Here is a 25,296-nt window from a genome sequence, read left to right as displayed (position 1 = left end):
ACCGCTGCAACTCCTGAGATCCGATGTCGTCTGGCGACGAATCCGCCGTTCCGCCCGCCGCATCCGCGCCCGGGCGACGCTTCACGATCTGCCGCGAGGACGAGCCGGTGCCGCCCGCGATCGCCGGTGCCATCGCGGCGATCGGGAATTTCGACGGGGTGCATCTGGGTCACCGGGCCCTGATCGCCGCCGTGCGGGAGACCGCGCAGGAGGCCGCCCACCCGGCGGTCGCCCTCACCTTTGAGCCGCATCCGCGCGCCTATTTCGCGCCGCATCTCCCCATGTTCCGCCTCACAGACGCGGACGCCAAGGAGATCGTCTTCGCCCATCTCGGCCTCGACGGGCTCATCGTGCGCCGCTTCGACGCCACCCTGGCGGGCACCGGCGCGCGCGACTTCGTCGAGGGGCTGCTGGTGCGCGACCTCGGTGTTGCGGGCGTCGTCATCGGCCACGACTTCCATTTCGGCCGAGGTCGCGAGGGCACCCCGGCGCTCCTCGCCGATCTCTGCGCGCAAGCGGGCCTGAGCTGCCGGATCATCCCTCCTGTCGCCCTGAGCGCGGGCGCGGAGCCGGTCTCGTCGAGTGCGATCCGGGCGGCCCTTACCGAGGGTGCGGTGGCGCGAGCCAACGCGCTCCTCGGCTATCGCTGGTTCGTCGCAGGCGAAGTCCGCCACGGCGACAAGCGCGGACGCACCCTCGGCTATCCCACCGCCAACGTGGCGCTGCCCGCCTGCAATCTCGCCCACGGCATCTACGCGGTCCGGGTGCGCCTGCCCGACGGCCGGGTGAAGGACGGGGTCGCCAGCTACGGCCGGCGCCCGACCTTCGATGATGGCGCCCCGCTCCTCGAGGTCAATCTGTTCGATTTCTCCGGCGACCTCTATGGCCAGACGATCGCAGTGGAGTTCCTGGAGTATCTCCGCGGGGAGGTCCGCTTCGACGGAGCGGAGGCCTTGATCGCTCAGATGCATCGCGACGCGGCCGAGGCCCGCCGGATCACCGCCGAGAATGCCGTCCCCTCGCTGCTCGACGCCTGAGGCCGCGCCTATTCGGCATCGTCCTCGGTCTCCGGCGTGCGATTGGGCCAAGTTACGATCCGATCGAGGAGTTCGTCGGCGGTGAACTCCTCCTCGTTGCCGGAGACGCGGCCACGCACGGAGATGCCGGCCTCATGCACGCTGGCCGCGCGGCCTGAAACCAGCGGATGCCAAGCATAGAGATCGCGGCCTTCGCGGATCAGGCGATAGGCGCAGGTCGGCGGCAGCCACGGGATCGTGCGCACCGCCTCGGGCGTCAGGCGCACGCAGTCGGGCACCCGCTTCTGACGGCGTGCGTAGTCGCGGCAGCGGCAGCCATGGCCGTCGAGAAGGGTGCAGCCGACATCGGTGTGGTAGACCTCCGCCGTATCCTCGTCCTCGAGCTTGAGGAGGCAGCAGCGACCGCAGCCGTCGCACAGGCTCTCCCACTCGGCCGGGGACATCGCCTCCAGGCTCTTGGTCCGCCAGAACGGCTCGTCGGTCGGAGAAGCCGGGAGATCGGAACGGACGGTTTCGGGGAAGGCCTGCTGCGTTTGAGAACGCGCGGCCGAGCGGTCCCGCATGGGGAACACCTTGGGCTGGGAGCGGCGAGGATCCGGATGATCCGCTCCTGTGCCGCAACGCGGCCCCGGGAGCAAGCGTTGCCGGCGCACGGCATGACGCCGCGCCGCGTCGGGAGGCGCCACGCCACCACGCCGCCCCATTCCAGCATCAAGGTTAAGAACAGGTTATGGCCTGCGGCGGCGGGACGCTTGCCCTTGTCGGGCGTTCCCGCGAACGAAGCCTCGCGGCCGGGCGCGGGTGTTGTTAGGATCGCGCGGGCCGGCGTCGTGCCGGAACCGGGTGCGGAAGGACTGGAACTCAGGTGCGCCTGCCCAAAGCGACCTCCCTCACGACTCGGATCAAGCACGCCGCCCTCGCCTTCGACGCCTGGGTGAACGCGAGCCTGTACGACGGCGGCCGCACGGCGGGAGAGACCTACGAGCGCTTCCAGGAGCGCATGAACGTCTTCTCGGTGCGGGGCTGGAAACGCTTCGCCCTCGACCTGACCAGCGAGGCGGTGACCCTCGGTACGGGTGGCGCGGTCCTGATGCTTGCCCTGGCGCAGCCGGCCTTCAACCTGACCAGCGACAACTGGCTGAAGGCCCAGGACCTCGCCGTGACCTTCCTCGACCGCTACGGCACCGAGGTCGGACGGCGCGGCATCAAGCACGACGATTCACTGAAACTCGACGATTTTCCAGACATCATGATCAAGGCGCTGGTCTCCACCGAGGACCGGCGCTTCTACGAGCATTGGGGCATCGACCCCATCGGAACCGCCCGCGCGCTGGTGTCGAATTCGCGCGGTGGCGGCAACACCCAGGGCGGCTCGTCGATCACCCAGCAGCTCGCCAAGAACCTGTTCCTCACCAACGAGCGCTCCCTCGAACGCAAGATCAACGAGGCCTTCCTGGCGCTCTGGCTGGAGAGCCACCTCTCCAAGAACGAGATCCTGAAGCTTTACCTCGACCGTGCTTACATGGGCGGCGGCACGTTCGGCGCCGTGGCAGCGGCGGATTACTATTTCGGCAAGCCGCTCAAGGACATCACCCTGGCCGAGGCCGCGATGCTCGCGGGCCTGTTCAAGGCGCCGACCAAGTACGCCCCCCACGTGAACCTGCCGGCGGCCCGCGCCCGCGCCGGCGACGTGCTGCACAACATGGTCGAGGCCGGCTTCCTCACCGAGGGCCAGATCCAGACCGCGCTGCGCAACCCCGCAACACCAGTGACCCGGACCCGCGACATCACAGCGGACTACTATCTCGACTGGGCCTTCGGGGAGATCAAGCAGATGGCCGATGCCGGTCGCTTTCGCAGCGACCGCGTCCTCACCGTGAAGACGCCCCTCGACCTGACCATCCAGCGCCGGGCCGACGAGGTGGTGCAGAACACCCTGCGCCGCTTCGGAGACCAGTACGAGGTCGACGAAGCCGCCATGGTGATCCTCGATCCGGACGGGGCCCTGCGGGCGATGGTCGGCGGTGCCGATTACGGCGAGAGCCAGTTCAACCGCGCCACCGACGCCCTTCGCCAGCCCGGCTCATCGTTCAAGCCCTACGTCTACGCCGCCGGTCTCGCCTCAGGCCTGTATCGCCCGGACACCCGTGTCGTCGATCGGCCCGTCTGCATCGGCAACTGGTGCCCGCAGAACTATGGGCGCTCGTTCTCGGGTGCCACGACGCTCACCGTTGCGGTGGCGAAATCCATCAATACCATCCCGATTCAGGTGTCGATCGCCCTGGGCAAGGCGATGGGCATCTCCCACGAAGCCCGGGCGGCCGCCGCCGGGCGCAAGAAGATCATCGAGACCGCCCACGCCATGGGCATCACCACCCAACTGACCGATTCCGTCTCCCTGCCGATCGGCTCGGCGGAGGTGAACGTCATCGACCAGGCCGCCGGCTACGCGGTGTTCGCCAATGGTGGGCGCAGGGCCAAGCCCTATGCGGCCATGGAGGTCCGCAACTCGTCCGGGGATGTGATCTACCGCCATGCCGACGAGCCGATGCAGCAGGTGCTGTCGACCCAGGTGGTCGCCGACATGAACTACATGCTCACCAAGGTCGTCGAGGAAGGCACCGGCAAGCGCGCTGCACTGGAAGGCATCAAGGTCGCGGGCAAATCCGGCACCACGAACGCCTACCGGGATGCCTGGTTCGTCGGGTACACGGGCAATTACGTCGGCGCCGTCTGGTTCGGCAACGACGATCATACCTCCACCAACAAGATGACCGGCGGCTCGTTGCCGGCCATGACGTGGCATGACGTGATGGAAGTCGCCCACCAGGGTATCGAGCTCAAACCCATGCCGGGCCTGAAGGATCCGGGCCGTGCGGTGGCCCAGTCGGGGCAGAGCGCGGCCCCCGTGAACGCCGCGGCGAGCGCGGCCGGCAAACTCTCCCGGCGCTCCTTCGAGGTCATCGGCAGCATGAACGGCCTGTTCCGCCAGGTGGAGAAAACTTCCCTGAAAGCACCCGAGAAAACCTCTGCCCTTGAGCCCGTGAACGCCCCCGGCTCGGTGGCGGACGGGGTCCGCGCCGTCAGCGGCCGCATCGGCACACCGTAACCGGCGATCATGCGCATGACATTCGCCGAGACGGTCGCGCGGTTGCGTCCGGACCAGACCCGAACACGCTCTTCCGAGTCTCTGAGCCGGGAAGCAGGCCCGGTCTCCGAGACCGGCGGACGCGTGACGCGCGCACTGCGACACGGCGTGCGCAAGGCTTCGACCGTGACGCTGATGCTCTACGCCCTGGCACTGGGGGCGGGACTCGGCCTCGCAACGGCCGATTACGCCACGCGGGGTGGCTATCTCTTCGGCGGCGTCCGGGTGGGGGCCTGGACCGCTTGGCCGAAAGTCGGCTCCTTGGGTGCGGATCCTTACGCCCGTGCGGTCAACGCGCGGCGCGGCGAGATCCCACTGGCGGTCGGTGAAGGCATGCTGCTCACGGCCGAACAGGACGAATCCGGACGGCAACTCGATGCCGCCTGCACCTACCGCGTGGCGGGCGTGACGCCGCCGGCCCGTGCCTGGACCGTGACGGTGGCCGGACGCGGGCCGCGCGATTCGGATAGCGCCCCCATGCGCGAAGGCTTCACCGCCACCGAGATTTTGCGCGAGGCCGATGGGCAGTTCGTGATCACCCTTTCACCGGAGGTCCAGCCGGGCAACTGGCTGCCAATGCCCCGTGCCAAGGGGCCGGTACGGCTCGCCCTGCGCCTGTACGACACGCCCGTGGCAGCCAGCGCGGGCAGCCTCGACCGCTCGGCGGTGCCGGCCATCACCCGGACTGGGTGCGCCGTATGACGCCGCGGGGACGCTTTCTCGTCGCCAGCCTGTCGGGACTGGTTCTCGCCGGCCTCGTGCACGGGGCCACAATCCTGCTGATTCCGCGCCTGGCGGAGTCCGATGCCCTATCGCGGGCGCGTTCCGGAGAGAACCTCGACCATCCTTTGGCGATCAACACCGTGGCGGCCGGCGACACCACACCGCCCGTGGAAGCGTGGCTTCCGATTCCGGATCCGGCGGTGGCGGTCGGGCTCTGCGCCTATGACCTCTCCGAGGGACCGATGCGGGTTTCAGCGCGCACGGGCGCACTGATGCTGTCCCTGGCGGTACACGGGCCGCGGGGGGCATTCTACGCGGTGACCGATCAAGCGGCGGTGCGCGGCGCCCTCGACCTCGTGGTGCTCACCCGGGCACAATACGACGAGGCGCTCGCCAACGCCGACGAGGACGAGGTCAGCCACGACGTCCGTATCGTCGCCGGCGACACCCGTGGGTTCGTGGTCGTGCGTGTGATCGCGGCCCTGCCGAGCCAACGCGCGGCGGCCGACGCGGCGGTACAGGCGGTCTCCTGCACCGTCGACAGCCCTGGCGACGAGAAGGCCGGCGGCTGAAGCAGCCCTCAATGCTTCGCGACGATCGGCCTCGGCGCAGGGATCGGGACCACGCCGTCCGTCTCCGGCAGCAGCCCGCATCGGGCCTCGGCTTCCGGCGGCACCAACGGATCAAGCAGCGGCCTCCGTCCGTCGAGGGCGGCTAAGGTCTGTCCGACCGCCAAGCCTTCCGGCCCCGGCGCCTCGATCAGCAGGTGCTCAAGCGCATAGCGGTAGCGGCGGGAGCGGCGACCGGTCTCAAAGCGGACCCAGGCGATGAGGCAGCGGTTCTCGGCCACCCGCATGGCGGCTTGGCGTACGTCGCCGTCGTCCAGACTCTTGGCGAAGGGCAGGCTGCGCAGGCGCAGGGCGTCGCCCTCCTTCACCCGCATCGCCACAGCGGCGAATTGCGGGATCAGCCGGGCATCGGTGCCGATATCCTCCGACAGACGCCGGTAGCGCGAGACTGGCGAGCGAAAGCTCTCAGCCATCAAGGTGTCGTGATAGGCGGCCGGATCGTCGGTTCGCCAGGAGGCGGGCAGCACCCGAGTGCGCGTGAGATTGGCGAGAATGTCCGTGAACGCGTCGTGCCCGGCCGCCGGCATGAGGAAGCGCCAGGCGCGATCGCGCAGGGCGCGTTCCTCGTCGGTGAAAGGAAAGGCCGAGGCCGGCTCCTCGCGCTCCCGCGCCGCCAGAGTCCCGGTGGTCTCGATCAGACTGTTCCAGGCGCCGGCCTTGGGCCGCCCGAAATCGCCCCCCTGCGCGCAGCCGGCGAGGAGCGCCAGCGTCGCGAAGGGTGCCAGGCGCAGGGCCTGCCGGCGTCCGGTCCGGGAAAAGGGTACCATGCGGGCGCGCGTCGGCCGGGTGTCAGGACCGGCGGCGCAGGCGCGGCGCGGGAGCTTCCGGCTCGGGCATGCGCTCGTAGCGAATTCCGGTGAAGAGCAGGATGGCGCCCCGCGGCGCATCCGCGTCCGCTCTCCGGAAGCGGCGCGCCGGGGCCGGGAACGTCACGACCGTGGCCGTCGGACGCTCGGGGCGGCGATCGGCGCCGCCGGTATCGGGCAACCTGTGGGTGTTCATCGGCTGGTTTCCGATTCCATTCGATCTCTGAGGCGAGCCGTCGCCGGGCCTGCCACCACCGCATCCGGGCCGTTCCGGTATCGGGGTGATGCCGTCAGAGATCAGCATGGGGTGGTTAACGGAACCTTGCGATGGCCGGAGCGCCTTCGTCTTCCATGCCCTACTCACGGCAGGCCGATCGGGCGTGGCTTCCCTGCCACGCTCCTCGGCTCATGCCATGGCCCACGATTTGCTAAGCCGTGGACTGCCCATGGCGGGCATTTCCTCCCTTGTACTCGGCCCCGCTCGCCCGGCGAGCGGGGCTTTTTTGCGGGAGCGGCGTCATCGTGGCGCTTCGAACCCCGCTGGGTGCGGGATCGAAGGCATGGAACACGCGGCGGCGGGAGCGCTTGCTAAGGGCCGGTCGCGCCCGATATGCCGTGTCGCTTCCGTTCGAACGACCTGACTCTTCGCGAACGCACTCTCCCGTCCAACGCATTATCCCTTTCGCACACCCCACTTTCGATTGAAGGACACCGCCGGATGCGCGTGGTTATCTCCCGACTCTTGAGCTCCAACAAAGGACTCAACACGGCCCTGCGGATTGCGCCGTTCGCCCTCCTGATGGTGGCGGTCAGCCCGGCCCAGGCCCAGCGTGAGGACCAGGGCCTTCAGCTGGGATGCGCGAACGATTATTTCCGCCTGTGTGCCGGCGTGGATCCCAACAGCCAGGATGCGGAACGTTGCATGGATCGCAACCGTGCCCGCCTGTCGCCCGAGTGCAAGGCCGCCATCGGCGACTACGACCGCCGTACCGGCGGGAAATCGCAGAAGTAAGGTGCCGCACGGCACACCGCATTACGGTCGGGACGGGCATCGACGCGGCCCGTCCCCAGACAGAGGTTTGACAGCATGACCCTGACCGTCGCGGTGCAGATGGATCCGATCCAGGCGATCCGGATCGCCGGAGACACCACCTTCGCGCTCCTGCTCGAGGCCCAGGCGCGGGGACACCGGCTGCTTCACTACACCCCCGATCGACTGTCGATGCAGGGGCAGGTCGTGACGGCCCGCGTCGAGGCCCTCACGGTGCAGGACGTGGAGGGGGCGCACGCCACCCTTAGGCCCGCCGAGCGCATCGACCTGTCCAGCGTTGACGTGGTCCTGATGCGCCAGGACCCGCCCTTCGACATGGCCTACATCACCGCGACCCACATGCTGGAGCGGATCCACCCGCGGACCTTGGTGGTGAACAACCCGGCCGAGGTCCGCAATGCGCCCGAGAAGCTGTTCGTCCTCGACTTCCCGGAGTTGATGCCACCGACCCTGATCACCCGTGACAAGGCGGAGATCGAGGCGTTTCGGGCCGAGCATGGCGCCATCGTGATGAAGCCCTTGCACGGGCATGGCGGAGCCGCGGTGTTTCGAGTCCTGCCGGAGGACGCGAATTTCGGCTCGATGTTCGACCTGTTCTCGGTGACGTTCCGCGAACAATGGGTCGTGCAGCGCTTCCTGCCGCGCATCACCGAGGGCGACAAGCGCATCATTCTGGTGGACGGCGAGCCGATGGGCGCGATCAACCGAGTGCCTGCCCTCAACGACATCCGCTCGAACATGGTCCGCGGTGGAGCGGCGGCGGCTTCGGATCTCACCGAACGCGAGCGCGCGATCTGCGCCGCCATAGGCCCGGAGCTGAAGCGTCGGGGACTGATCCTGGTGGGGATTGACGTCATCGACGGCAATCTCACCGAGATCAACGTCACTTCGCCGACCGGGATCCGGGCAATCAAACGCCTCGGCGGGCCTGATCTGGCGGTCTCGGTCTGGGACGCGATCGAGAGCCGCGTCGGCAGGGTCCTGTCAGCCTGAGCGACTCCGAGGGTTGGACGACCCGTCCGGGCAGGTCCGGGACATCCTGGACCTGCCGCGTGTTCGTTTCAGCTTCAGACCAGACCCAGCTTCTGCGCCAAGCCGATCCGCTGGAGCTTGCCGGTGGCGCCCTTCGGGATCTCGTCCAGGATCATGATCTTGGCCGGCACCTTGAAGGCGGCGAGCCGCTCCGAGGCGAAGCCGCGCAACTCCTTCTCGACGAGGTGGTGTCCCTCGCGCAGCACGATCGCGGCGCAGACGTCCTCGCCGAGCTTGTCATGCGGCATCGCGAAGGTGACGCACTGCGAGACCGCCGGGTGGTCCATGAGAATCTCGTCGACTTCGCGGGGCGAGATCTTCTCACCGCCTCGGTTGATGATCTCCTTGAGACGCCCTGTGATGGTCAGGTAGCCCTCGGATGAGAGCGAACCCTGGTCGCCGGTGCGGAACCAGCCCTGCTTGGTGAAGGCTTCCGCATTGGCTTTGTCGTTGTTCTCGTAGCCCGCCATCACGTTGTCGCCGCGGATGACGATCTCGCCGGTCTCGCCGGCGGGCAGGGGCTCGCCATCCTCGTCCACGATGGCAATCTCCGGACCGGCGGCGAGACCGACCGATCCGGCGTAGTGGGGGCGCGGCGGGAGTGGGTTCGAGGCCATCTGGTGAGAGGCCTCCGTCATGCCGTAGGCCTCGATCAAAGGTGCGCCGAAAACCTCCTCGATTTCCTTCATGACCTGCGGCGGCATGGAGGAAGAAGAGGAGCGGATGAAGCGCAGGGGATTGGCCTCGATGATCTCCCGGTTGCGGGAGGCGCGGCCCAGGATCGCCTGGTGCATCGTCGGCACCGCCGTATACCAGGTCGGGTGGACTTCGTTCATCCAACCGAAGAACTTCAAGGCGTTGAAACCCGGGGTGCAGCAGACTTGGCCGCCGGCCGAGAGTGGCGCCAGGATGCCGGCGATCAGCCCGTGGATGTGGAACAGCGGCATGATGTTGAGGCCCCGATCCTCGGCCGTGAAGGCCAGGGTGGTCCGGATGTTGCGGGCCGAGGCGCAGACGTTCGACTGCTTCAGGGGCACGATCTTCGGGCGCGAGGTGGTGCCCGAGGTGTGCAGCACGAGGCCGATATCGTCGGGCTGGGCCGGGCCGCCCTGGGCCGCCGGAGCTGCGGCGGAGCCCTCGAAGGATAGATTGAAGCTGCCGGCCCCCTCCGCCGGGGTGGGCGTCAGACGCACCACCGGCACCCCGAGGCGCGCGGCCACGGCCACTGCCGGGCTCTCGGAGCCTGCAGCGACGACCAGCAGGCGGGCGTTGAGGTCAGAGAGATAGAACGTGAATTCGTCCGCCTTGTAGCTCGGATTGAGGGGGGCCGCCGTCGTGCCCGCTCCGATGGCCATGAAGGCGGCCGCCATCTCCGGCCCATTGTCGAGGACGATGCCGACCCGATCGTTCCGACCAATGCCCTGCGCGTTGAGGGCCGCGATCGTCCGGTCCGTGAGCGTACGGAGCTGACCGAAGGTTAGTGGCACACCACCGGGGCTCGACAGGGCGGTAGCCTCCTCGGCCCCCGCGCGGATCAGGGCGTGGAGAGTGGTGGCGGCGGTCGTCAGTGCGGCGGTCTCGGCCATGGTCATCATCCTCGAATGTCTGGAGTTCAGGCCGGCGTGATGGAGAGGCGCCCCTGCGCTCGCTCCAGGCTCTGGGCGAGGAGGCGCATCAGGGCGTAAACGGTGTCGATATGGGGCGTCGGGGTGTCGGTGAGGCGCCCGAGTTCGATGATCGAGCCGACCAGAGCCTCGAGCTCGATCGGCCGCCCGGCCTCCACGTCCTGCAGCATCGATGTCTTGTGGGCGCCGACCTTCTCGGCACCCGCGATGCGGCGCTCGATGCCGAGCTTGAAGGTGACGCCGAGGCGGTTCGCGATCGTCTCCGCTTCCCGCATCATGTCGGCGGCGAGAGCGCGGGTTTCGGGAAACTGACAGATGTCCACCAGGGTGGCGTGGGCCAGCGCCGAAATCGGGTTGAAGCTGAGATTGCCCCACAGCTTGAGCCAGATCTCCGCCCTGATGTCGCTGGTCACCGGAGCGCGGAAGCCCGCCCTGATCAGGGTCTGGGCCAGGGACTGCACCCGCGGGGACATCGACCCGTCCAGTTCCCCGAGGCCGAAGCGGTGGCCCTCCACCACCTGAACCACGCCGGGCTCGGTGAGCACGGCGGCCGGGTATACCACCGACCCGATGACGTGTTTCGGGTCGAGGTGCTGGGCGATGAGGCCGCCCGCATCGGCGGTCTCCAGGTGCGTACCCGTCAGGTCCCCGCCATGCCCCTGCAGAAAGTACCACCACGGGATCCCGTTCTGCATCGTCACCACCATCGTCTCGGGTCCGATGAGGTGGTGCAGGTCGGCCGCGATCGGCCCGACCTGATGCGCCTTGACGGTGAGGAGCACGATGTCGTGCTGGCCCGCCTCGGCCATCGACTTGGTGGCCTTGAGGTTCGTCACGTGGATCTCGGAGCCGTCCTCCTCGATCAGCCGCATACCGTTCCGCTGGATGGCGTCGAGGTTGGCGCCGCGCGCGATGAAGGTGACGTCCTCGCCCGCATGGGCGAGGCGCACGCCGAGAAATCCTCCGATGGCGCCGGCGCCGACGATCGCGATGCTCATATGGGTGTCCTTAAAACCTGTCCTGATCACGGCCGCTTCGTGGGCGTCGGGTGTCTCATGAAACGCTGTTCGACAACACGCCGATGCCGGCGATCTCGACCTCCACCGTGGCGCCCTTGGGGATCGGGCCGCTGCCCACCGAGGTGCCGCAGGCAATGAGGTCGCCCGGCTCCAAGGTCATGTCCCGAGAGAGCTCGGCCACGAGTTCGGCGGGCCGGCGCATCATGTCGGCGAGAGGATAGCGCTGGCGCTCGCGCCCGTTCACCCGCACCGCCACATCGAGCACCTCGGGATCGATGCCGGTGGCTATCACCGGGCCGAAGGGGCCGAAGCCGTCGAAGCCCTTGGAGCGGGTCCAGTGCACGAAGCTCGGATCGGCCTTCAGCGCCTCCAGGGCGGTGACGTCGTTCACGCACGTGTAGCCGAAGATGTGCGCGGCCGCCGTCTCCGGCGTGAGGTCTCGACCGCGCTTTCCGATCACGATCCCGAGTTCGCCCTCGAACAGCAGTCGCCCTGAGCCCTCAGGCGCCGTGATCGTCTGGCCGCTCGCAAGGTAGCAGCTTGCCGGCTTCACGAAGTACAGCGGCACGTCGGGCCGGGTCAGGCCCTGCTTCTCTGCGGAGGCGTGGAAGTTATTCCACAGGGCAATGTACTTCGAAGGCCTGCACGGCAGGTCGAGGGTGACCTCGGAGAGCAGCAGGGTCGCGCCGGTGGGTGTCGGTTCGGCGAACAGATCGCCCGTGTGAACGTGGATGGTCTCGCCGTCGAGGCGGCCGAAGCCGCGCGCGCCGTCGTGGAGGTAGCGGAGCCAGCGTGCCATCGGGTCAGCTCCGGGCGATGAACCGGGCGCGCATCGGCTTCAGCACGAAGAGCGCGAGAAACCCGGCCAGGAAGGCCATGCCGGAGGCGGCGTAGAACACGTTCTGCCAGCTGCCGGTCTTGGCCTGGATCATGAGCAGGATGGGCAGGAGCAGGGCAGCGGTGCCCTTTGCGGTGTAGAGGAGACCGGCATTGGCCGCAGCGTTCTTGTCGCCGTAGGTGTCGCTGCAGGTGGCTGGGAACAGGGAGTAGATCTCCCCCCAGGCGAAGAAGACGAGGCCGGTCAGCAGCACGAAGGCCATGGGGATATGGGCGAACATCCCAAGCGCCAGGATGCCAGCACCCTCGATCATGAAAGCGATGACCATCGTGTTCTCGCGCCCGATCTTGTCCGAGACCCAGCCGAAGAACGGTCGCGTCACACCGTTGAGCACCCGGTCGATGGTGAGCGCGAAAGTCAGGGCCGGCAGGGTGATGCCGATGAGCGAGACCTCGACCCCTGCCACCTTGAAGTCCTTGGCGATGGGAGCGAGGGAGGCAGCCGCCATCAGGCCACCGGCGGCCATCATCACGAACATGAGGTAGAGAAGCCAGAAGACCGGCGTCCGGACCATCTCGGCGGTCGAGTACTGGCGCCGGGTGACGGTGTTCACAGTCGCGGTGCGGCCGGCCAGCATCCGATCCTTGAAGGCGGCGCTGGGCGAGACGAGGAGCAGCGCCGCCAGCATGACGATCAAGCCCTGGCCGAGGCCGAACACGAAGAAGGTGTGCTGGTAGCCCGAGTCGCGGATCATGTTGGCGATCGGGATCACGGTCAGGGCCGAGCCCGCGCCGAAACCGGCGGCGGTGAGGCCGGCTGCGAAGCCGCGCCTGTCTGGAAACCACTTCAGGGCATTGCCCACGCAGGTGCCGTAGACCGCGCCGGCGCCGACGCCGCTGATGGCGGCGGCCACGTACAGCAAGGTCAATGTGTCGGCATAGGCGTTCAACACCCAGCCGAGGGCGCAGAGGGCGCCGCCAAAGATGGTGACGAGGCGCGGACCGTACTTGTCGACGAACCAGCCCTCGATCGGCACCAACCAAGTTTCCATCACCACGAAGATCGTGAAGGCCCACTGGATCGCAGTGCGCTCCCAACCGAACTTCTGCTGGATCGGATCGACGAACAGCGTCCAGCCATATTGCAGGTTGGCGATCATCGACATGCACAGCACGCCGAGAACGAGCTGTCCCCACCGACCGAGCGGGGGCGCATCCACCTTCGCCGCAGGCGCCACGCGGCTTGCAGCGACGCCGGCGGGCGCGATCGACGTCGTCCCGGGCGGGACAGGCGCAGCAGTACGCGCGGTCATGGGCGGCTTCCTCGACTCAACTCTTGTTTGGGAGTTTCGGTTTTATCGGCAATTATTTTGAATTCAAGGATCTATACCTCGGGCAAACCTTCCGTTCGTCTGCAAAATTTTTGGGTTAAGCCGCTAAAAAATTTGAGATGCTGGGCGACCGGGCATCCGGACAGTCGATCTTCTTGCGATGCAAGAGAGACGTTTGCGGCGCCGCGTCGGGAGGCATAGCCAACAGGGGGCCTCGCGTGCGGGGAACTGTCGGATATGGAACCAACGGCAGTAGGCACCGTTACGCTTGCCTGACGACGCCGGGTTGCATTCTGCGACCGGACGTTCAGCCTGACACCAACTTGATGGAGCGTTTGATGAGCAGTACGACGGACAAGATCAAGGGTCTCGCCAACGAGGCCGTCGGCAACATCAAGCAGGGCATTGGTTCGGCAACCGGCAATGAGAAGCTGCAGGCCGAGGGCAAGGCTCAGGAATTGAAGGGCGAAGCCCAGAAGACGGTCGGCGATGCCAAGGACGGCATCAAGGGTGCGGCCCAGAGCGCGGCCGACGCCGTCAAGAAGATCTGAGCGGATCGTCCCTGCGCCTCGGCTCCGGATGGGCCGAGGCGTCGGGCTGCCGGGCCGACCCGCCGCAGCATCGAAACAGTCCTGGCCGAAGAGACCGCGCACGTTCGGTTGTGCCGGCAAGGGACGAGACGAGAAGGATCTTCAAGATGAACCGCGACCAGATCGAGGGTGGAATCCGGAATATCCGGGGCCGCGGGCGCTCCGCACTCGGTGCCGTGACTGGACGGGTTCGTCCGCAGGCCGAGGGCGCCTACGATCAGGCAGCCGGAGCCGTCCAGTCTGCCTATGGGCGGGCCCGCACCGCCGCCGATGAGATCCAGCGCGACGGAGCCCATCTTATCGACGGGGCTCGTCACCGGAGCCGGGCGATCGCGGGCGACCTTCAGGACCGTGGTCGGCTGTATCAGGACGAGGCCGTCCGACGCAGTCGCGCCGTCGCCCTGCGGGCCGATGAGAACAAGGGTACCACGCTCCTCCTCGTGGCTGCCGCCGCGTTTGGCGCCGGTTGGCTCCTGCGACGCACCCGTTGAATCGTCGATCCACCCTCTGAGAGAGGGCCGGGGCATTCATGCCTCCGGCCTTCCTCGCGTTCGACGGTCCGGTACGGCGCGCCCCTTGGAGGAGGCAGGGATTCCGTGGCAGGCAGGGCTGCGCGCGGCGTCCCGATCGCTTCGCCCGAGGAGAGCGGAGATGCCGATACGCCACTGGGCCGAGTTGACGACGGACGAGTTCCGGGATCGCGACATGGGCCGGACCATCGCGGTGCTGCCCGTCGCCGCCATCGAGCAGCACGGCCCGCACCTGCCGCTGGCCACTGACGCGATCATCGCCGAGGGCTATCTGGCGCGCCTCACGACGTTGTCAGCCGCAGATCTCGACGTCCTGCTCCTGCCGACCCAGGTCGTCGGCAAGTCCGACGAGCACGCGAGTTTCCCCGGGACCTTGTCACTGACCACCGCGACGGCCCTGGAGGCCTGGACCGGGATCGGCGATGCCGTCCGCCGCGCCGGTTGCGGCAAGCTCGTCATCGTGACCTCGCATGGTGGCAATAGCGGCCTGATCGACCTCGTGGCCGGTGACCTGCGCGGGCGCCACGCCATGGTGGCGGTGACCACCGCCTGGAGTCGGTTCGGCTATCCCGACGGACTGTTCCCCGAGGCGGAGATCCGTCACGGCATCCATGGCGGCGGCGTCGAGACCGCCCTGATGCTGGCCTTGCGGCCAGATCTGGTGCGACGTTCCGAGATCGCGAATTTCACGCCGCGCACGCTGGCCATGGCGCAGACCTTCACCCATCTGCGCGCGGGCCGTCCCGCTGCCTTCGCCTGGCGGGCGGAGGACCTCAACCCGGCCGGCGCCATCGGAGACGCCCGGCTCGGGACCGCGGAGGCGGGGGACCGCGCCCTCGACCACGGCGCCCGCGCCTTCCTCGATCTCCTGCGCGACGTCGACCGCTTCAGCCTTGTCGCGTGATCCGCTTTTCCGCGTGAGAGGAGAATTTCGTGAGGTCGGTCCCATGCGCTCCGTAACCTCCGGGGAGACGGGAGCGAACAAGCCTGATGCGGGAGAGCCGACCCCGATGTCGGCCTCTCGGATCATGGAGCACCCCCGATGGCCTGTGCCGTCCCGGCTGGACACGATCGGCCGACCCTGCGGACCCGCGACGCCTTCGGCTGGGCGAAGGTCGTCCGGCACTCCGCGGCGGCCAGCGGATTCACCGCACGCATGAGCCAGGATCAGGCGCTCGCATCCGACATGGCCGCCGCACAATCAGGTGACGCGGAGGCCTATCGCCGCCTTTTGCGCGACTGCCTTCCGGTGATTGCCGGAATGGTGCGGGCGCAGGGGGTCCGGGCGGATGCCGTGGACGACGTGGTGCAGGACGTGCTGCTGACGATCCACCGGGCGCGGGCGACCTACGATCCGGCCCGGCCCTTCCTGCCCTGGCTGCGCGCCATCACCCAGCGCCGGGCCATCGACGGGATGCGCCGGGCCGGTCGCCGCCCGCGGGAAGTCCACGATCCCATCGCCTACGAAGCGGAGGTCGATCGGGGGCCGGCGCCGGGCCACCGCCTGGAGGCGCGCGACCGGGAGCGGGTCCTGGCCCGGGCCGTCGCCGCCCTGCCGGAAGGCCAGCGCCAGGCCGTCGAGCATCTCGCGCTTCAGGAGCGCAGCCTGGACGAGACGGCCGCCCTGACGGGGCGCACAAAGGGTGCCCTGAAGGTCAACCTGCACCGGGCACTGAAGGCCCTGCGACGGACGCTGGGATCGGGCTCCGCGGACCGGGACGAGGCCGGGCCCCGGGCAGGTGAGCGAGGAACCCACGATGTCTGACACGGCCCGAACGTCCGCGCATGAGCGTCTGGTGGACAGCCTCGCGGTCGGTCTGCAGCCCGTCCGGCGGCTGCCTGGGCCGGCCTTCCGGGCCCTCGCCTGGTGCGCGGCCGCCGCCGGGCTGGGCCTCGCCCTGATGCCCTTCGCCGATCTCGAGGCCCTGCGCACCCGCATGGCCGTGGCGGATCTGCGCTACGCCGCGCTCGGGGCGGTGCTGACCGCCGTCGCGGCGGCGGTCGCGGCGTTCCAGACCAGCGTACCGGGGCGCGCCTCCACCTGGGCCCTGCTACCCCTGGCGCCGGCCGCCCTCTGGATCGGGGCCAGCGGCGTCGGCTGCCTGCGCGATTGGGCGGTGCCTGGTGCCGATCCCGCCGACATGCACCAGACCGGCGGATGCGTCGCGTTCCTCCTCACCTTCTCGCTTCCGTTGTCGCTGGCTCTCGTCTGGATGCTGCGCCGGGCCTGTCCGCTGCGCCCCAACCTGACCGCCGCCCTGGCGGGGCTCTCGGCGGCGGCGGCCTCGGCGGCGCTCCTGGTGCCGTTCCATCCGCACGACGCCACCGCGACGGACCTTGCCCTGCACGCGCTCGTGGTCGGCCTCGTGATCGGGGCCAACGGCTTGGCCGGCGGACGCCTGCTCAGACATGGCTGACCGCCTCACGTCCAGGCGAGCAGGACCTCCTCGGTGGTCACGGGGTGGACCTGCTGGCCGTAGCGGCGATGGTACATCGTCAGCAGGGCGTCGTGCGCCTCGTCGCAGGAGCTGCACAGGGCGTCGGTGACGACGAAGACCCGGTAGCCGAGGTCGACGGCTCCCAGCACGCTTGCGAGCACGCAGACCTCGGTCTCGCCGCCGGTCATCACCAGGGTGTCGACGCCGCGGGCCTGGAGGCGGGCATCGAGATCGGTGCCGAGCCAGGGGGAATAGACGGTCTTGTCCAGGATCTCCGCCGGCGGCGTGAGGCGGGCGAGGCCGGGGGCGAGGTCGACCAGGCCGGGCGGCAGCTGATCCCGGGTCATCGAGGCCCAGCGCCGGTAGTAGCCGGCCCAGGTGCCGCGACCCTCGCCGGGATGCTGGGCGGGGATGAAGCGGGTGAGGATGGTGCGCTCCGGATGCGCGGCCACGAGGCGCTCGACCCGCGGCAGGACCCGGGCCATCCAGGGCGTGTGCCAGTCGGTCTCCTCCAGGAACATGCGCTGCATGTCGACGCACAGATGCAGGCAGTTCGGCCCCAGCGCACCGGGGCGCGCACGCCACTCGCTCACGATCCCCTCCCCTAATTGTCCACGACAGGACCCTTGAGTGTCCACGACAGGACCCGTGCTGGTCCGCCTGGATCAACCCCCGCTCGGGCCGTGAGTTCTGTGGAAAGATGCCGGTGCTCGAGGCTAGATGCGCCCTCAGCTGAAAGAAATTGCATCCTCTAAAAAAATTGAACACCCAGTGACTCTCACGGTTCTCGGGATATCCGGAGACCAACGTCTCCGTATGCACGTCCATCGCACCGCCGTTATCGTGACGAGCGGGCTGTTTTTGTTCGAGCATGGCGAGATTTCTGCATGTTATACTATGATAAGCGCCTCCAATACCCGGTGAAGGTCGACAAGCCGGATCCGATCTTCGCACGCATGCTGCAGCAGGCGATCGGCGGCATCGAGGGCGAGATCCGCGTCTGCATGCAGTACTTCTTCCAGGGCTGGGGCGCGCGCGGGCCGACGACCAAGTACCGCGACATGCTGCTCAACACCGCGACGGAGGAGATCGGCCACATCGAGATGCTGGCCACCGCGGTGGCGCTGAACCTCGAGACCGCGCCGGCGACGCTGCAGGAGGCGGGGGCGGCCGATGGGGTCGTGGGCGCCGTGATGGGCGGCGGCAACCCGCGCCACACCATCGAGGGCATGCTGCACCGGCACGTCCTCTCCACCGGCATGGCGGCCTATCCGGCCAATTGCGACGGCGTGCCCTTCGACATGAGCCATGTCTACGCCAGTGGAAACCTCGCGGCGGACATGTATTGCAACGTCGCCGCCGAGACGACCGGCCGTGTCCTGGCGGTTCGCCTGTTCAATGCCGCCCATGATGCCGGCATGAAGGACATGCTGCACTTCCTCATCGCGCGCGACACCATGCACCAGCAGCAGTGGCTCGCGGTGATCGAGGAGATGGGTGGCCACGAAGGCAACCTGCCGATCCCGAACAGCTTCCCGCAGAGCAAGGAACACGAGAAGTTCAATTACAACTTCTTCGCCACCACCCGGGACGGCTCGCCGCCGCCGGCGGGGCGCTGGACCAGCGGGCCGTCCCTCGACGGCAAGGGCGTGTTCACCGTGGTCCAGAACGAGCCGATGGGCGAAGAGCCGAATCTCGGTCCGGCGCGGCCCGACAGCGGCGCGCAGACCCAGCAGATGTGAGGCGCGGGACGCGCCGGTATACCGGCGGGGTCGTGTCGAGGTCGCGGGGGTTTCGCCCCGCGCCGCTCAGCCGGCGCGGATCGCGTCCGCCACCTCGCCCGGATATTCCTCGTGCGGGCTGAGTGCGCCCGGCACCGAGGCCCGGGCGACCCGGCCGGTGGCGATCAGCGCGTCCATCTCGGCGCCGGAGCGGCGCGGGGCCCGCTCCGGCCGCAGGACCAGGATCGGCGGCAGGTCGGGGGCCTCGAACAGGTCGAGGAAGTCCCGGCGGTTCGCGAACGGGTCGAGGCCGCCGGTGACGAAGGCGGCGGTGCCGAAGCGGCCGCCGTTCTGACGGGTGATGGCGTGCTTGTCGGCGATGACTCCGGGCGTGACGTGGTCGGGGTCGGCATAGACGTGGGCCCGCATCATCCGGCCGATGACGGGGCGGCTGATGTTGATGCGGTAGAGGGCGTCGCCCAGGAGCGGCAGCTCCACGGCCCGGCGCAGGCCGGCGAACAGGCCCCGGCGCTCCGGTCCCAGGGCGGTGGGCAGGGGCCCCCGCCAGGTCGGGGCAATCAGGACGAGGCGCGCGAACAGCCCGGGGTGGCGCCGGGCCGCGGCCATGAGGTAGCCGGCGGCGTGGCCGGCCCCGACCCCGAGGGCGTAGGGCCCGGGGGCCGCCGCCAGCAGGGCGTCGAGGTAGGCGTGCATCGTCTCCGGGGTCATGGGCACCCGGGCGCGGACATGGTCGCCGAAGCCCGGCCAGTCCGGCACGAGGCAGCGATAGGCGTGGCCGAGGTCCTTGGCCAGGGGCCGCATCTCGACCCGGGCCGAGATCGAGGACAGGGCGGGCAGCAGCAGGGCGTCGGGGCCACTGCCGACGACGTCGTAGGGCGTCGGCACGCGACGCCCGGCGAAGGTCAGCGCGAAGCTGCGGGCGGAATGGGCCGGGTCGATCATCGTACGCCTCTCCCTCGCATCCGGAACGATCTCACCGGCCCCAGATGGGGCATGGCCGGCCGCACCGGCACGCGACCGAGCGCCGCCCCAGGAGGGGCTTCGCTCGGATTTCGGTCCAGCGACCCGGCGCCGCCCCAGGAGGGGCTTCGCTCGGATTTCGGTCCAGCGACCCGGCGCCGCCCCAGGAGGGGCTTCGCCCGGATTTCGGTCCAGCGACCCGGCGCCGCCCCAGGAGGGGCTCCGCTCGGATTTCGGTCCAGCGACCCGGCGCCGCCCCAGGAGGGGCTTCGCCCGGAACACGGTCCAGCGACCCGGCGCCGCTCCGAATGGGGCTTCGCCCGGAACGCGGTCCAGCGACCCGGCGCCGCCCGGATCAGGTGCGCAGGAGCTCGTTGATGGCGGTCTTGGAGCGGGTGCCGGCATCGACGCGCTTGACGATCACGGCGCAGTAGAGGCCCGGGCCGGGGCTGCCGTCGGGCAGGTCCTTGCCCGGCGTGGTGCCGGAGACCACCACCGAGTAGGGCGGCACGCGGCCGTACATGACCTCGCCGGTGGTCCGGTCGATGATCTTGGTCGAGGCGCCGATGTAGACGCCCATGGAGAGCACGCTGCCCTCGCCGACGATCACACCCTCGGCCACCTCGGCGCGGGCGCCGATGAAGCAGTTGTCCTCGATGATGACCGGGTTGGCCTGCAGCGGCTCGAGCACGCCCGCGATGCCGGCGCCGCCGGAGATGTGGCAGTTCTTCCCCACCTGGGCGCAGGAGCCGATGGTGACCCAGGTGTCGACCATGGTGCCCTCGCCCACATGGGCGCCGAGGTTGATGAAGCTCGGCATCAGCACGGCGCCGGGGGCGATGTAGGAGCCGCGGCGCACGACGCAGCCGGGCACGGCGCGGAAGCCGGCCTCGCGAAAATGCTTCTTCTTCCAGCCCTCGAACTTCGAGGGCACCTTGTCCCACCAGGTCGCGCCGTCGGGGCCGCCATGGATGATCTCCATGTCGTTGAGGCGGAAGGACAGCAGCACCGCCTTCTTGAGCCACTGGTTGACCTGCCAGTCGTCGCCGACCTTCTCGGCGACCCGGGCCTTGCCGGAATCCAGGAGGTCGAGGGCCGCGTCGACGGCCTCGCGCACGGCGCCCTTGGTGCCGGTGTCGATGCCGGCACGCTCCTCCCAGGCGGTCTCGATGGTGGCGGCGAGGTCGGTGGGGGACGCGGGGTGCGACATGGGGCAGGTTCCGGCAACGGATCGGGACGGGCCCCGTGCTTACAAAAGCCCGTCCGGCCTGTCACCTTCGCGGCCTTGCGCGGCCTCGCGCGGCACGCCGGCGGGCGCCCTGGCCCGGCCGGACTCGACCGGCCCGGCCGGACGGCGTCGGCCCGAGGACGTTCACCCGAAGACGTTCCCCCGCAGACCTGAACCCGGAAAAATTCGCCCGCGGTCATCAGCCCGCAGTCATGGGCTTGGCGCTGGCATGGCCGCAGGCGTCGTAGCGCCGCTCGATGAAGAAGTAGTCCTTCATGGCGGTGTTGAAGTACTTGGCCGAGACCGAGACCTCGCGCCGGCCCGGCCGCCCCTCGGCGATGGGGCTGGGCACCCGCTCGATGGTGCAGCACTCGGTCTTGTCCCCGAGATAGTCGAGCCGGTTGGCATAGGCCCGTCCGCCGTGATCGCCGTTCTTGACGATGTCGCGGATCATGATGTCGACGTAGGCCTCGTCGGGCAGGGTGGCGTTGGTCTCGTAGCAGACCAGCAGGCGGGTCGACTGCTCGTAGATCAGGAATCCGGCACCCAGGACGGCCAGCCCGAAGAAGGCGACGGTCGCCGCCTGCGTCCTCCGGCTCATCGGTTGATCCTCCTGGCGCTCCGCCATCCCATGTCCCTCCGCAGGGCGCCGACCCGGGCCCGCGGGCACACGGGGCCCGGGCGTGCGATCCCGGGCCGAAGGCCGGGATGCCACGTGCGCCGGATGTCACCTCCGACCGAGCTTGCACCCGATTCCATCACAAAGGGTTTCCGCGGAGGGGATCGACGACCACAAAGGCCGGCCGGGTGCCGGCCAAGTGCCGGCAAAGGCCGGCTCCGGGCGGGATCGAACGGATGCGGGTCCGAGACCGTCCCGCTGCCGCGTCCGTCGTCCGCCGGCGATTCGGGTCGCAAGGGTTCGGGACGAGGCCCCGGCTCAGGCCGCCCCGATGGGACCTGGGGCGACCGAGCCGGGCGCGATCGTCGTTCAGTCGCCGTAATAGCGCTCGATGCGGGCGGCCTGGCCGGCGTGATACGCGAACCGGGCGTCTCCATCGGATTGCGCCTGCCGGACGGCGGCGGCATGCCCGTACACCTGGGCCGCACCATAATCGCCCTGGAGCACAGCAACGTTCGCGGCGTGCAAGTCTCTCCGAGACTGAATCGCACGAACATTCGCGTCATGGGCGGCGTTTTGGGCGACGATGTACGAGCGCAGGCTCTCATGCGCCTGCGCCGGCACTGCGAGCCACGCCGAACTACTGACGAGAAAACCGGCCAAGGCCATTTTTACGACGCTCATGACAGTATCTCCTCAAACTGATCAATGATCACCGATGACACAGCAGGCCCATCCCATCCCTCTGAGCGGATCAGGAGCCTGGGGTCGAGTCGAACTTAGTGTGTTTGTCCCGACTCGACCAAGGCTATAGCCTGACGGAATGTCGGGCTCCTTAACGGCGCGCGCCCTCGGCGCTCCGGCGGCGTGCCTCGATCGCGACGCCGCGCGCCCGGTCGGGCCGCCGCGGGCCCGGTCGGGCCGCGCGAAGGGCGCCTCGGCGACCGAAGGCACCGGGTCGTCCGGACCTGCGGCGGCCGCCCGGCCGGTGGCGGTGGGGTGAGATCGCGGGGACCGTCAGCGCCGCGGGGCGAAGCCCCGACGCCGGCGGAGGCGGGCGGTTACGGCGCGATGCGGTCGAACCGGTCGCCGAGGCTGGCGAGGTCGCCCGCGAAGGTGGCGAGGTCCGTGCTGAGTTCGCCGTGAATCGCCCGGGCGGCGTCGGGAAACTCCTCCAGCACCCGGCGCATCAGGGTCGGGGTGATGCGGACCACCTCGGCGGGGCTGGTCGCATCGGCGTCGCAGGGGCGCTCGCCGCGCTGGAACAGGGCGAGGCGGCCGATCAGGCTGGAGCGCCCGACCGTGACGGGGGCGGCGCGGCCGCCCCGCGGGGTCAGCGTCAGGGTGCCCGACATCACCACGAAGCCGCCGTCGCCGCGCTCGCCCTGCGCGAACAGGCGCTCGCCCGCCGCGAGGCTGCGGCGCTCGGCGGCGAAGGAGAGCAGGCGCAGGGCGTCCCGGCCCAGGAAGCCGAACAGCGGCGCGGCGCTCAGTATCGCGATGTCGTCGTCGAGCCCCACCTGGCGTCCGTTCCTTGCCGCGCTGCCGGGGGAGCTTAGCCGAACCGGCGCGGACGCGAAACGGCGGCGGCGCGCCTCCGGCGCCGGACGGGGGAGAGCGGAGCACCCGGCCGGATCGACCGCGCGGAGGATGGCGCGGAGGATGGAGCAGAGGCGGTGTCGGCGACGGCGGCGCGCGCGCCAGCACCGGGGCGCCCGTAACGTCTGCCACCCGACAAAGGCGGGCGACGACTATCTCGCCTCGGGAACGATGCTAGAGTGTCGGCACCTTCGACGTTTCTTCTCGGTGATGATACCCGAATTGTGCTGGGTGCCCTTGCCTGTCGGACAGGGACCATGACACGGCTCCAGCCATCCGCCTCCGCCAACGGGCTGCTCCGGCGGCTTCCCCCCGAGGATTTCGACCGCCTCGCGCCCGACCTCCGGCGGGTCGAGGTCGAACTCCTCCAGGTCCTGATCGCGCCGGGCGAGACCGTCGAGACCCTCTACTTTCCCGAGAGCGGCTACGGATCGGTCGTGGCCAATGGCGGCGAGGGCGGGACCGGCGGGGTCGAGATCGGGCTGATCGGCCGGGAAGGCCTGATCGGGGCCGCGCCGGTCCTGCTCGATGCCGACCGCACGCCGCACCAGACCCTGGTCCAGCAGGCCGGCACGATGCTGAGCCTTCCGGCCTCCGCCCTGACCGAGGCCGTCGGCCGCAGCGAGACCCTGCGGCGCTTCCTGCTGCGCTACGTCCACGTCCACGGCCTGCAGGTGGCCTCGACCGCCTACAGCAACGCGACCTACACCATCGACGTGCGCCTCGCCCGCTGGCTGCTGATGTGCCACGACCGGGCCGAGGGCGACGAGATCCGCCTCACCCACGACTTCGTGGCGCTGATGCTCGGGGTCCAGCGCGCCAGTGCGACCATCGCGGTCCAGACCCTGGAGGGCAACGGGCTCATCCGGGCCCAGCGCGGCCGCGTGACGATCCGGGACCGGGCGCGCCTGCGGGAGATGGCGAACGGGAGCTACGGCTCGGCGGAGGCGGAATATGCCCGCCTGATCGGGCCTTCCTAGGGAGGTGACCGCCGGATGCCGCGCTACTTCTTCAGCATCCGCTGCGACACCGGTCCCCTCGACCTGGCCGTGGACGAGGAGGGCGACGAGCTGCCCGACGTCGCGGCGGCGCGCCGGCATGCCCGGACCCTGGCGCAGGACCTGATCGCCCGGCACCGCATGAGCCTGATCCGGGACTGGTTCGCCTGCACCGTCGAGGTGACGGACGAGGCGGGGGAGCGGGTCTTCACGCTTCCGTTCGCCGACACCGTGCCGGATTCGTTCTAGGGGCGGATCGCCCCGCCTACGGCAGCAGCTTGTAGCCGCCGCCCTCGGTGACGAGGATCGCCGCCAGGGCCGGGTTCGGCTCGATCTTCTGGCGCAGGCGGTAGATGTGCGTCTCGAGGGTGTGGGTGGTGACCTGGGCGTTGTAGCCCCAGACCTCGGCCAGCAGCGTGTCGCGGCCGACCACCTCGCGCCCCGCCCGGTAGAGGAAGCGCAGGATCGCGGTCTCCTTCTCGGTGAGCTTCAGCTTCGAGCCGCGCTCGCCGACCAGCAGCTTGGCGCCGGGCCGGAAGGTGTAGGGACCGATCTGGAACACCGCGTCCTCGCTGGCCTCGTGGCTGCGCAGGTGGGCGCGGATGCGCGCCAGCAGGACGGCGAACTTGAAGGGCTTGGTGACGTAGTCGTTGGCGCCCGCCTCCAGGCCCTCGACGGTGTCGTCCTCGGAATCCTGCGCCGTCAGCATGATGACGGGGCCGCGATAGCCGCCGCGGCGCATGGCCCGCACGGCCTCGCGCCCGTCCATGTCGGGCAGGCCGACATCCATCACCGCCAGGTCGATCCGATCCTCCGTGACGCGCGTGACGGCGCTCTGGCCGTCCAGGGCGGTCAGCACGGTGAATTCGTCGTAGAGATCGAGCTGCTCCATCAGCGTCTCGCGGAGCGAGGCGTCGTCGTCGCAGATCAGCAGGCGATGGGTATTCGGCATCGACCGAAGGACTTTCAGGCAGTTTGCAGGATCCGCCAGCGGTGTTCAGGTCCGCGGACGGGCGGTGAGTCGTGAAGATCGACGGTTGCACCGCGACCCCGAAGCAGGATGATGACACGCGGCCGTCGTCTTGCTGTATGTCAATCACATCGGGTGCATTAAACCAACAATCCGGACTGCGCACAATACGGTTGTGCGCAGCCTAACACCCCGCAAACGGTGCAGGCCCACGAAAAGTTTCAGGGACATGCTTCGGCCGAGGGGCCCGATCGCGGTTTTGAGGAGGTCGATCGCGGTTTCCGCGCGGGGCCGGATTTGGCAGCCGGGCCGGCCCACGCGATAAGCGCCCCATGAAGCGGATCCCGACCCCGGCGCGGCAGCCCCCCCGGACGCCCACCACCC

28 protein-coding genes are annotated in these 25,296 nt (G+C 69.2%); 14 read left to right on the top strand and 14 right to left on the bottom strand.

Going from position 1 to position 25,296, the window contains the following annotated elements; translation table 11 throughout:
- Nucleotides 1-23: 23 nt before the first annotated feature.
- Nucleotides 24-1,037: a bifunctional riboflavin kinase/FAD synthetase gene (locus tag AC0IY1_RS16020; protein ID WP_471770794.1), complete on the top strand. Its 1,014-nt coding sequence runs from the start codon at nt 24-26 to the stop codon at nt 1,035-1,037.
- An 8-nt stretch (nt 1,038-1,045) separates the two neighbouring features.
- Here the strand turns inward: AC0IY1_RS16020 and AC0IY1_RS16015 are convergent, their stop codons facing one another.
- Nucleotides 1,046-1,600 (bottom strand): YcgN family cysteine cluster protein, encoded by a 555-nt coding sequence (locus tag AC0IY1_RS16015; RefSeq protein ID WP_471770792.1) that lies wholly within the window; start codon nt 1,598-1,600, stop codon nt 1,046-1,048.
- A gap of 302 nt (nt 1,601-1,902) precedes the next feature.
- Between AC0IY1_RS16015 and AC0IY1_RS16010 the strand changes: the two genes are divergently transcribed.
- The 3 genes from AC0IY1_RS16010 (at nt 1,903) to AC0IY1_RS16000 (ending at nt 5,480) form a co-directional block, all read left to right on the top strand.
- The gene (locus tag AC0IY1_RS16010; protein ID WP_471770790.1) at nt 1,903-4,146 is read left to right on the top strand and encodes a transglycosylase domain-containing protein; all 2,244 of its coding nucleotides are present in this window, start codon (nt 1,903-1,905) and stop codon (nt 4,144-4,146) included.
- Between the two features lie 174 nt (nt 4,147-4,320).
- Complete coding sequence (locus AC0IY1_RS16005; protein WP_471771026.1) at nt 4,321-4,887, top strand: DUF1214 domain-containing protein; 567 nt, start codon at nt 4,321-4,323, stop codon at nt 4,885-4,887.
- On the top strand, nt 4,884-5,480 hold the full coding sequence (locus AC0IY1_RS16000; protein WP_471770788.1) for a DUF1254 domain-containing protein: 597 nt from the start codon (nt 4,884-4,886) through the stop codon (nt 5,478-5,480). The genes AC0IY1_RS16005 and AC0IY1_RS16000 overlap by 4 nt, the downstream gene beginning before the upstream one ends.
- An 8-nt stretch (nt 5,481-5,488) precedes the next feature.
- Here the strand turns inward: AC0IY1_RS16000 and AC0IY1_RS15995 are convergent, their stop codons facing one another.
- Nucleotides 5,489-6,304 (bottom strand): hypothetical protein, encoded by an 816-nt coding sequence (locus AC0IY1_RS15995; protein ID WP_471770786.1) that lies wholly within the window; start codon nt 6,302-6,304, stop codon nt 5,489-5,491.
- A gap of 22 nt (nt 6,305-6,326) precedes the next feature.
- Nucleotides 6,327-6,539 (bottom strand): hypothetical protein, encoded by a 213-nt coding sequence (locus AC0IY1_RS15990; protein ID WP_055946379.1) that lies wholly within the window; start codon nt 6,537-6,539, stop codon nt 6,327-6,329.
- A 603-nt stretch (nt 6,540-7,142) separates the two neighbouring features.
- Here AC0IY1_RS15990 and AC0IY1_RS15985 point away from each other — a divergent pair.
- Together AC0IY1_RS15985 and gshB are read left to right on the top strand one after the other, a co-directional pair.
- On the top strand, nt 7,143-7,355 hold the full coding sequence (locus tag AC0IY1_RS15985; protein ID WP_244477193.1) for a hypothetical protein: 213 nt from the start codon (nt 7,143-7,145) through the stop codon (nt 7,353-7,355).
- A gap of 75 nt (nt 7,356-7,430) precedes the next feature.
- A complete protein-coding gene (gshB, locus tag AC0IY1_RS15980) occupies nt 7,431-8,387 on the top strand; it encodes a glutathione synthase (protein WP_471770784.1) in 957 nt (318 codons plus the stop codon).
- A 74-nt stretch (nt 8,388-8,461) separates the two neighbouring features.
- Here the strand turns inward: gshB and AC0IY1_RS15975 are convergent, their stop codons facing one another.
- From AC0IY1_RS15975 to oxlT, 4 genes are read right to left on the bottom strand one after another with little or no spacing between them, the layout of a single operon-like run.
- Nucleotides 8,462-10,018 carry an acyl--CoA ligase gene (locus tag AC0IY1_RS15975; RefSeq protein WP_471771025.1) on the bottom strand — a complete coding sequence of 519 codons (1,557 nt, stop codon included), beginning with the start codon at nt 10,016-10,018 and terminating at the stop codon, nt 8,462-8,464.
- A gap of 20 nt (nt 10,019-10,038) precedes the next feature.
- Complete coding sequence (locus AC0IY1_RS15970) at nt 10,039-11,049, bottom strand: ketopantoate reductase family protein (protein ID WP_471770782.1); 1,011 nt, start codon at nt 11,047-11,049, stop codon at nt 10,039-10,041.
- 55 nt (nt 11,050-11,104) lie between these two features.
- A complete protein-coding gene (locus AC0IY1_RS15965) occupies nt 11,105-11,869 on the bottom strand; it encodes a fumarylacetoacetate hydrolase family protein (RefSeq protein WP_471770780.1) in 765 nt (254 codons plus the stop codon).
- 4 nt (nt 11,870-11,873) lie between these two features.
- On the bottom strand, nt 11,874-13,220 hold the full coding sequence (gene oxlT / locus AC0IY1_RS15960) for an oxalate/formate MFS antiporter (protein ID WP_471770778.1): 1,347 nt from the start codon (nt 13,218-13,220) through the stop codon (nt 11,874-11,876).
- A gap of 356 nt (nt 13,221-13,576) precedes the next feature.
- Between oxlT and AC0IY1_RS15955 the strand changes: the two genes are divergently transcribed.
- The 5 genes from AC0IY1_RS15955 (at nt 13,577) to AC0IY1_RS15935 (ending at nt 16,775) form a co-directional block, all read left to right on the top strand.
- Nucleotides 13,577-13,789, top strand: a complete 213-nt coding sequence (locus tag AC0IY1_RS15955; protein WP_055946396.1) for a CsbD family protein — start codon at nt 13,577-13,579, stop codon at nt 13,787-13,789.
- Nucleotides 13,790-13,935: 146 nt separating this feature from the next.
- Nucleotides 13,936-14,319 carry a CsbD family protein gene (locus AC0IY1_RS15950; protein ID WP_471770776.1) on the top strand — a complete coding sequence of 128 codons (384 nt, stop codon included), beginning with the start codon at nt 13,936-13,938 and terminating at the stop codon, nt 14,317-14,319.
- A 160-nt stretch (nt 14,320-14,479) separates the two neighbouring features.
- Nucleotides 14,480-15,262: a creatininase family protein gene (locus tag AC0IY1_RS15945; protein ID WP_471770774.1), complete on the top strand. Its 783-nt coding sequence runs from the start codon at nt 14,480-14,482 to the stop codon at nt 15,260-15,262.
- Nucleotides 15,263-15,514: 252 nt separating this feature from the next.
- On the top strand, nt 15,515-16,123 hold the full coding sequence (locus AC0IY1_RS15940) for a sigma-70 family RNA polymerase sigma factor (RefSeq protein WP_055948545.1): 609 nt from the start codon (nt 15,515-15,517) through the stop codon (nt 16,121-16,123).
- Complete coding sequence (locus AC0IY1_RS15935) at nt 16,116-16,775, top strand: NrsF family protein (protein WP_471770772.1); 660 nt, start codon at nt 16,116-16,118, stop codon at nt 16,773-16,775. The genes AC0IY1_RS15940 and AC0IY1_RS15935 overlap by 8 nt, the downstream gene beginning before the upstream one ends.
- Before the next feature lie 5 nt (nt 16,776-16,780).
- Here AC0IY1_RS15935 and AC0IY1_RS15930 read toward each other — a convergent pair whose 3' ends face one another.
- Nucleotides 16,781-17,392: a cysteine hydrolase family protein gene (locus AC0IY1_RS15930; protein WP_471771022.1), complete on the bottom strand. Its 612-nt coding sequence runs from the start codon at nt 17,390-17,392 to the stop codon at nt 16,781-16,783.
- Nucleotides 17,393-17,683: 291 nt separating this feature from the next.
- Between AC0IY1_RS15930 and AC0IY1_RS15925 the strand changes: the two genes are divergently transcribed.
- Nucleotides 17,684-18,538: a manganese catalase family protein gene (locus tag AC0IY1_RS15925; protein ID WP_055946408.1), complete on the top strand. Its 855-nt coding sequence runs from the start codon at nt 17,684-17,686 to the stop codon at nt 18,536-18,538.
- 66 nt (nt 18,539-18,604) lie between these two features.
- On the opposite strand, the gene AC0IY1_RS15920 is transcribed toward AC0IY1_RS15925, so the two are convergent.
- The 5 genes from AC0IY1_RS15920 to AC0IY1_RS15900 form a co-directional block, all read right to left on the bottom strand.
- Nucleotides 18,605-19,480 carry an alpha/beta fold hydrolase gene (locus AC0IY1_RS15920; RefSeq protein WP_103709001.1) on the bottom strand — a complete coding sequence of 292 codons (876 nt, stop codon included), beginning with the start codon at nt 19,478-19,480 and terminating at the stop codon, nt 18,605-18,607.
- Between the two features lie 373 nt (nt 19,481-19,853).
- Nucleotides 19,854-20,708: a 2,3,4,5-tetrahydropyridine-2,6-dicarboxylate N-succinyltransferase gene (gene dapD, locus AC0IY1_RS15915; RefSeq protein ID WP_055946411.1), complete on the bottom strand. Its 855-nt coding sequence runs from the start codon at nt 20,706-20,708 to the stop codon at nt 19,854-19,856.
- Between the two features lie 217 nt (nt 20,709-20,925).
- Complete coding sequence (locus AC0IY1_RS15910) at nt 20,926-21,327, bottom strand: hypothetical protein (protein ID WP_146056331.1); 402 nt, start codon at nt 21,325-21,327, stop codon at nt 20,926-20,928.
- A 387-nt stretch (nt 21,328-21,714) separates the two neighbouring features.
- Complete coding sequence (locus AC0IY1_RS15905; protein WP_471770769.1) at nt 21,715-22,029, bottom strand: hypothetical protein; 315 nt, start codon at nt 22,027-22,029, stop codon at nt 21,715-21,717.
- Between the two features lie 377 nt (nt 22,030-22,406).
- On the bottom strand, nt 22,407-22,865 hold the full coding sequence (locus AC0IY1_RS15900; RefSeq protein WP_471770767.1) for a cyclic nucleotide-binding domain-containing protein: 459 nt from the start codon (nt 22,863-22,865) through the stop codon (nt 22,407-22,409).
- Between the two features lie 336 nt (nt 22,866-23,201).
- On the opposite strand from AC0IY1_RS15900, the gene AC0IY1_RS15895 reads away from it, so the two are divergent.
- On the top strand, nt 23,202-23,924 hold the full coding sequence (locus AC0IY1_RS15895; protein ID WP_103708998.1) for a Crp/Fnr family transcriptional regulator: 723 nt from the start codon (nt 23,202-23,204) through the stop codon (nt 23,922-23,924).
- Between the two features lie 15 nt (nt 23,925-23,939).
- Complete coding sequence (locus AC0IY1_RS15890) at nt 23,940-24,191, top strand: DUF6894 family protein (protein ID WP_055946424.1); 252 nt, start codon at nt 23,940-23,942, stop codon at nt 24,189-24,191.
- Between the two features lie 16 nt (nt 24,192-24,207).
- Here the strand turns inward: AC0IY1_RS15890 and AC0IY1_RS15885 are convergent, their stop codons facing one another.
- Nucleotides 24,208-24,894, bottom strand: a complete 687-nt coding sequence (locus tag AC0IY1_RS15885) for a response regulator transcription factor (protein WP_055946426.1) — start codon at nt 24,892-24,894, stop codon at nt 24,208-24,210.
- Nucleotides 24,895-25,296: the final 402 nt, after the last annotated feature.

It is taken from the genome of Methylobacterium sp. AC690 (assembly GCF_979256535.1).
This window is presented reverse-complemented; position numbering and strand designations above follow the sequence as displayed.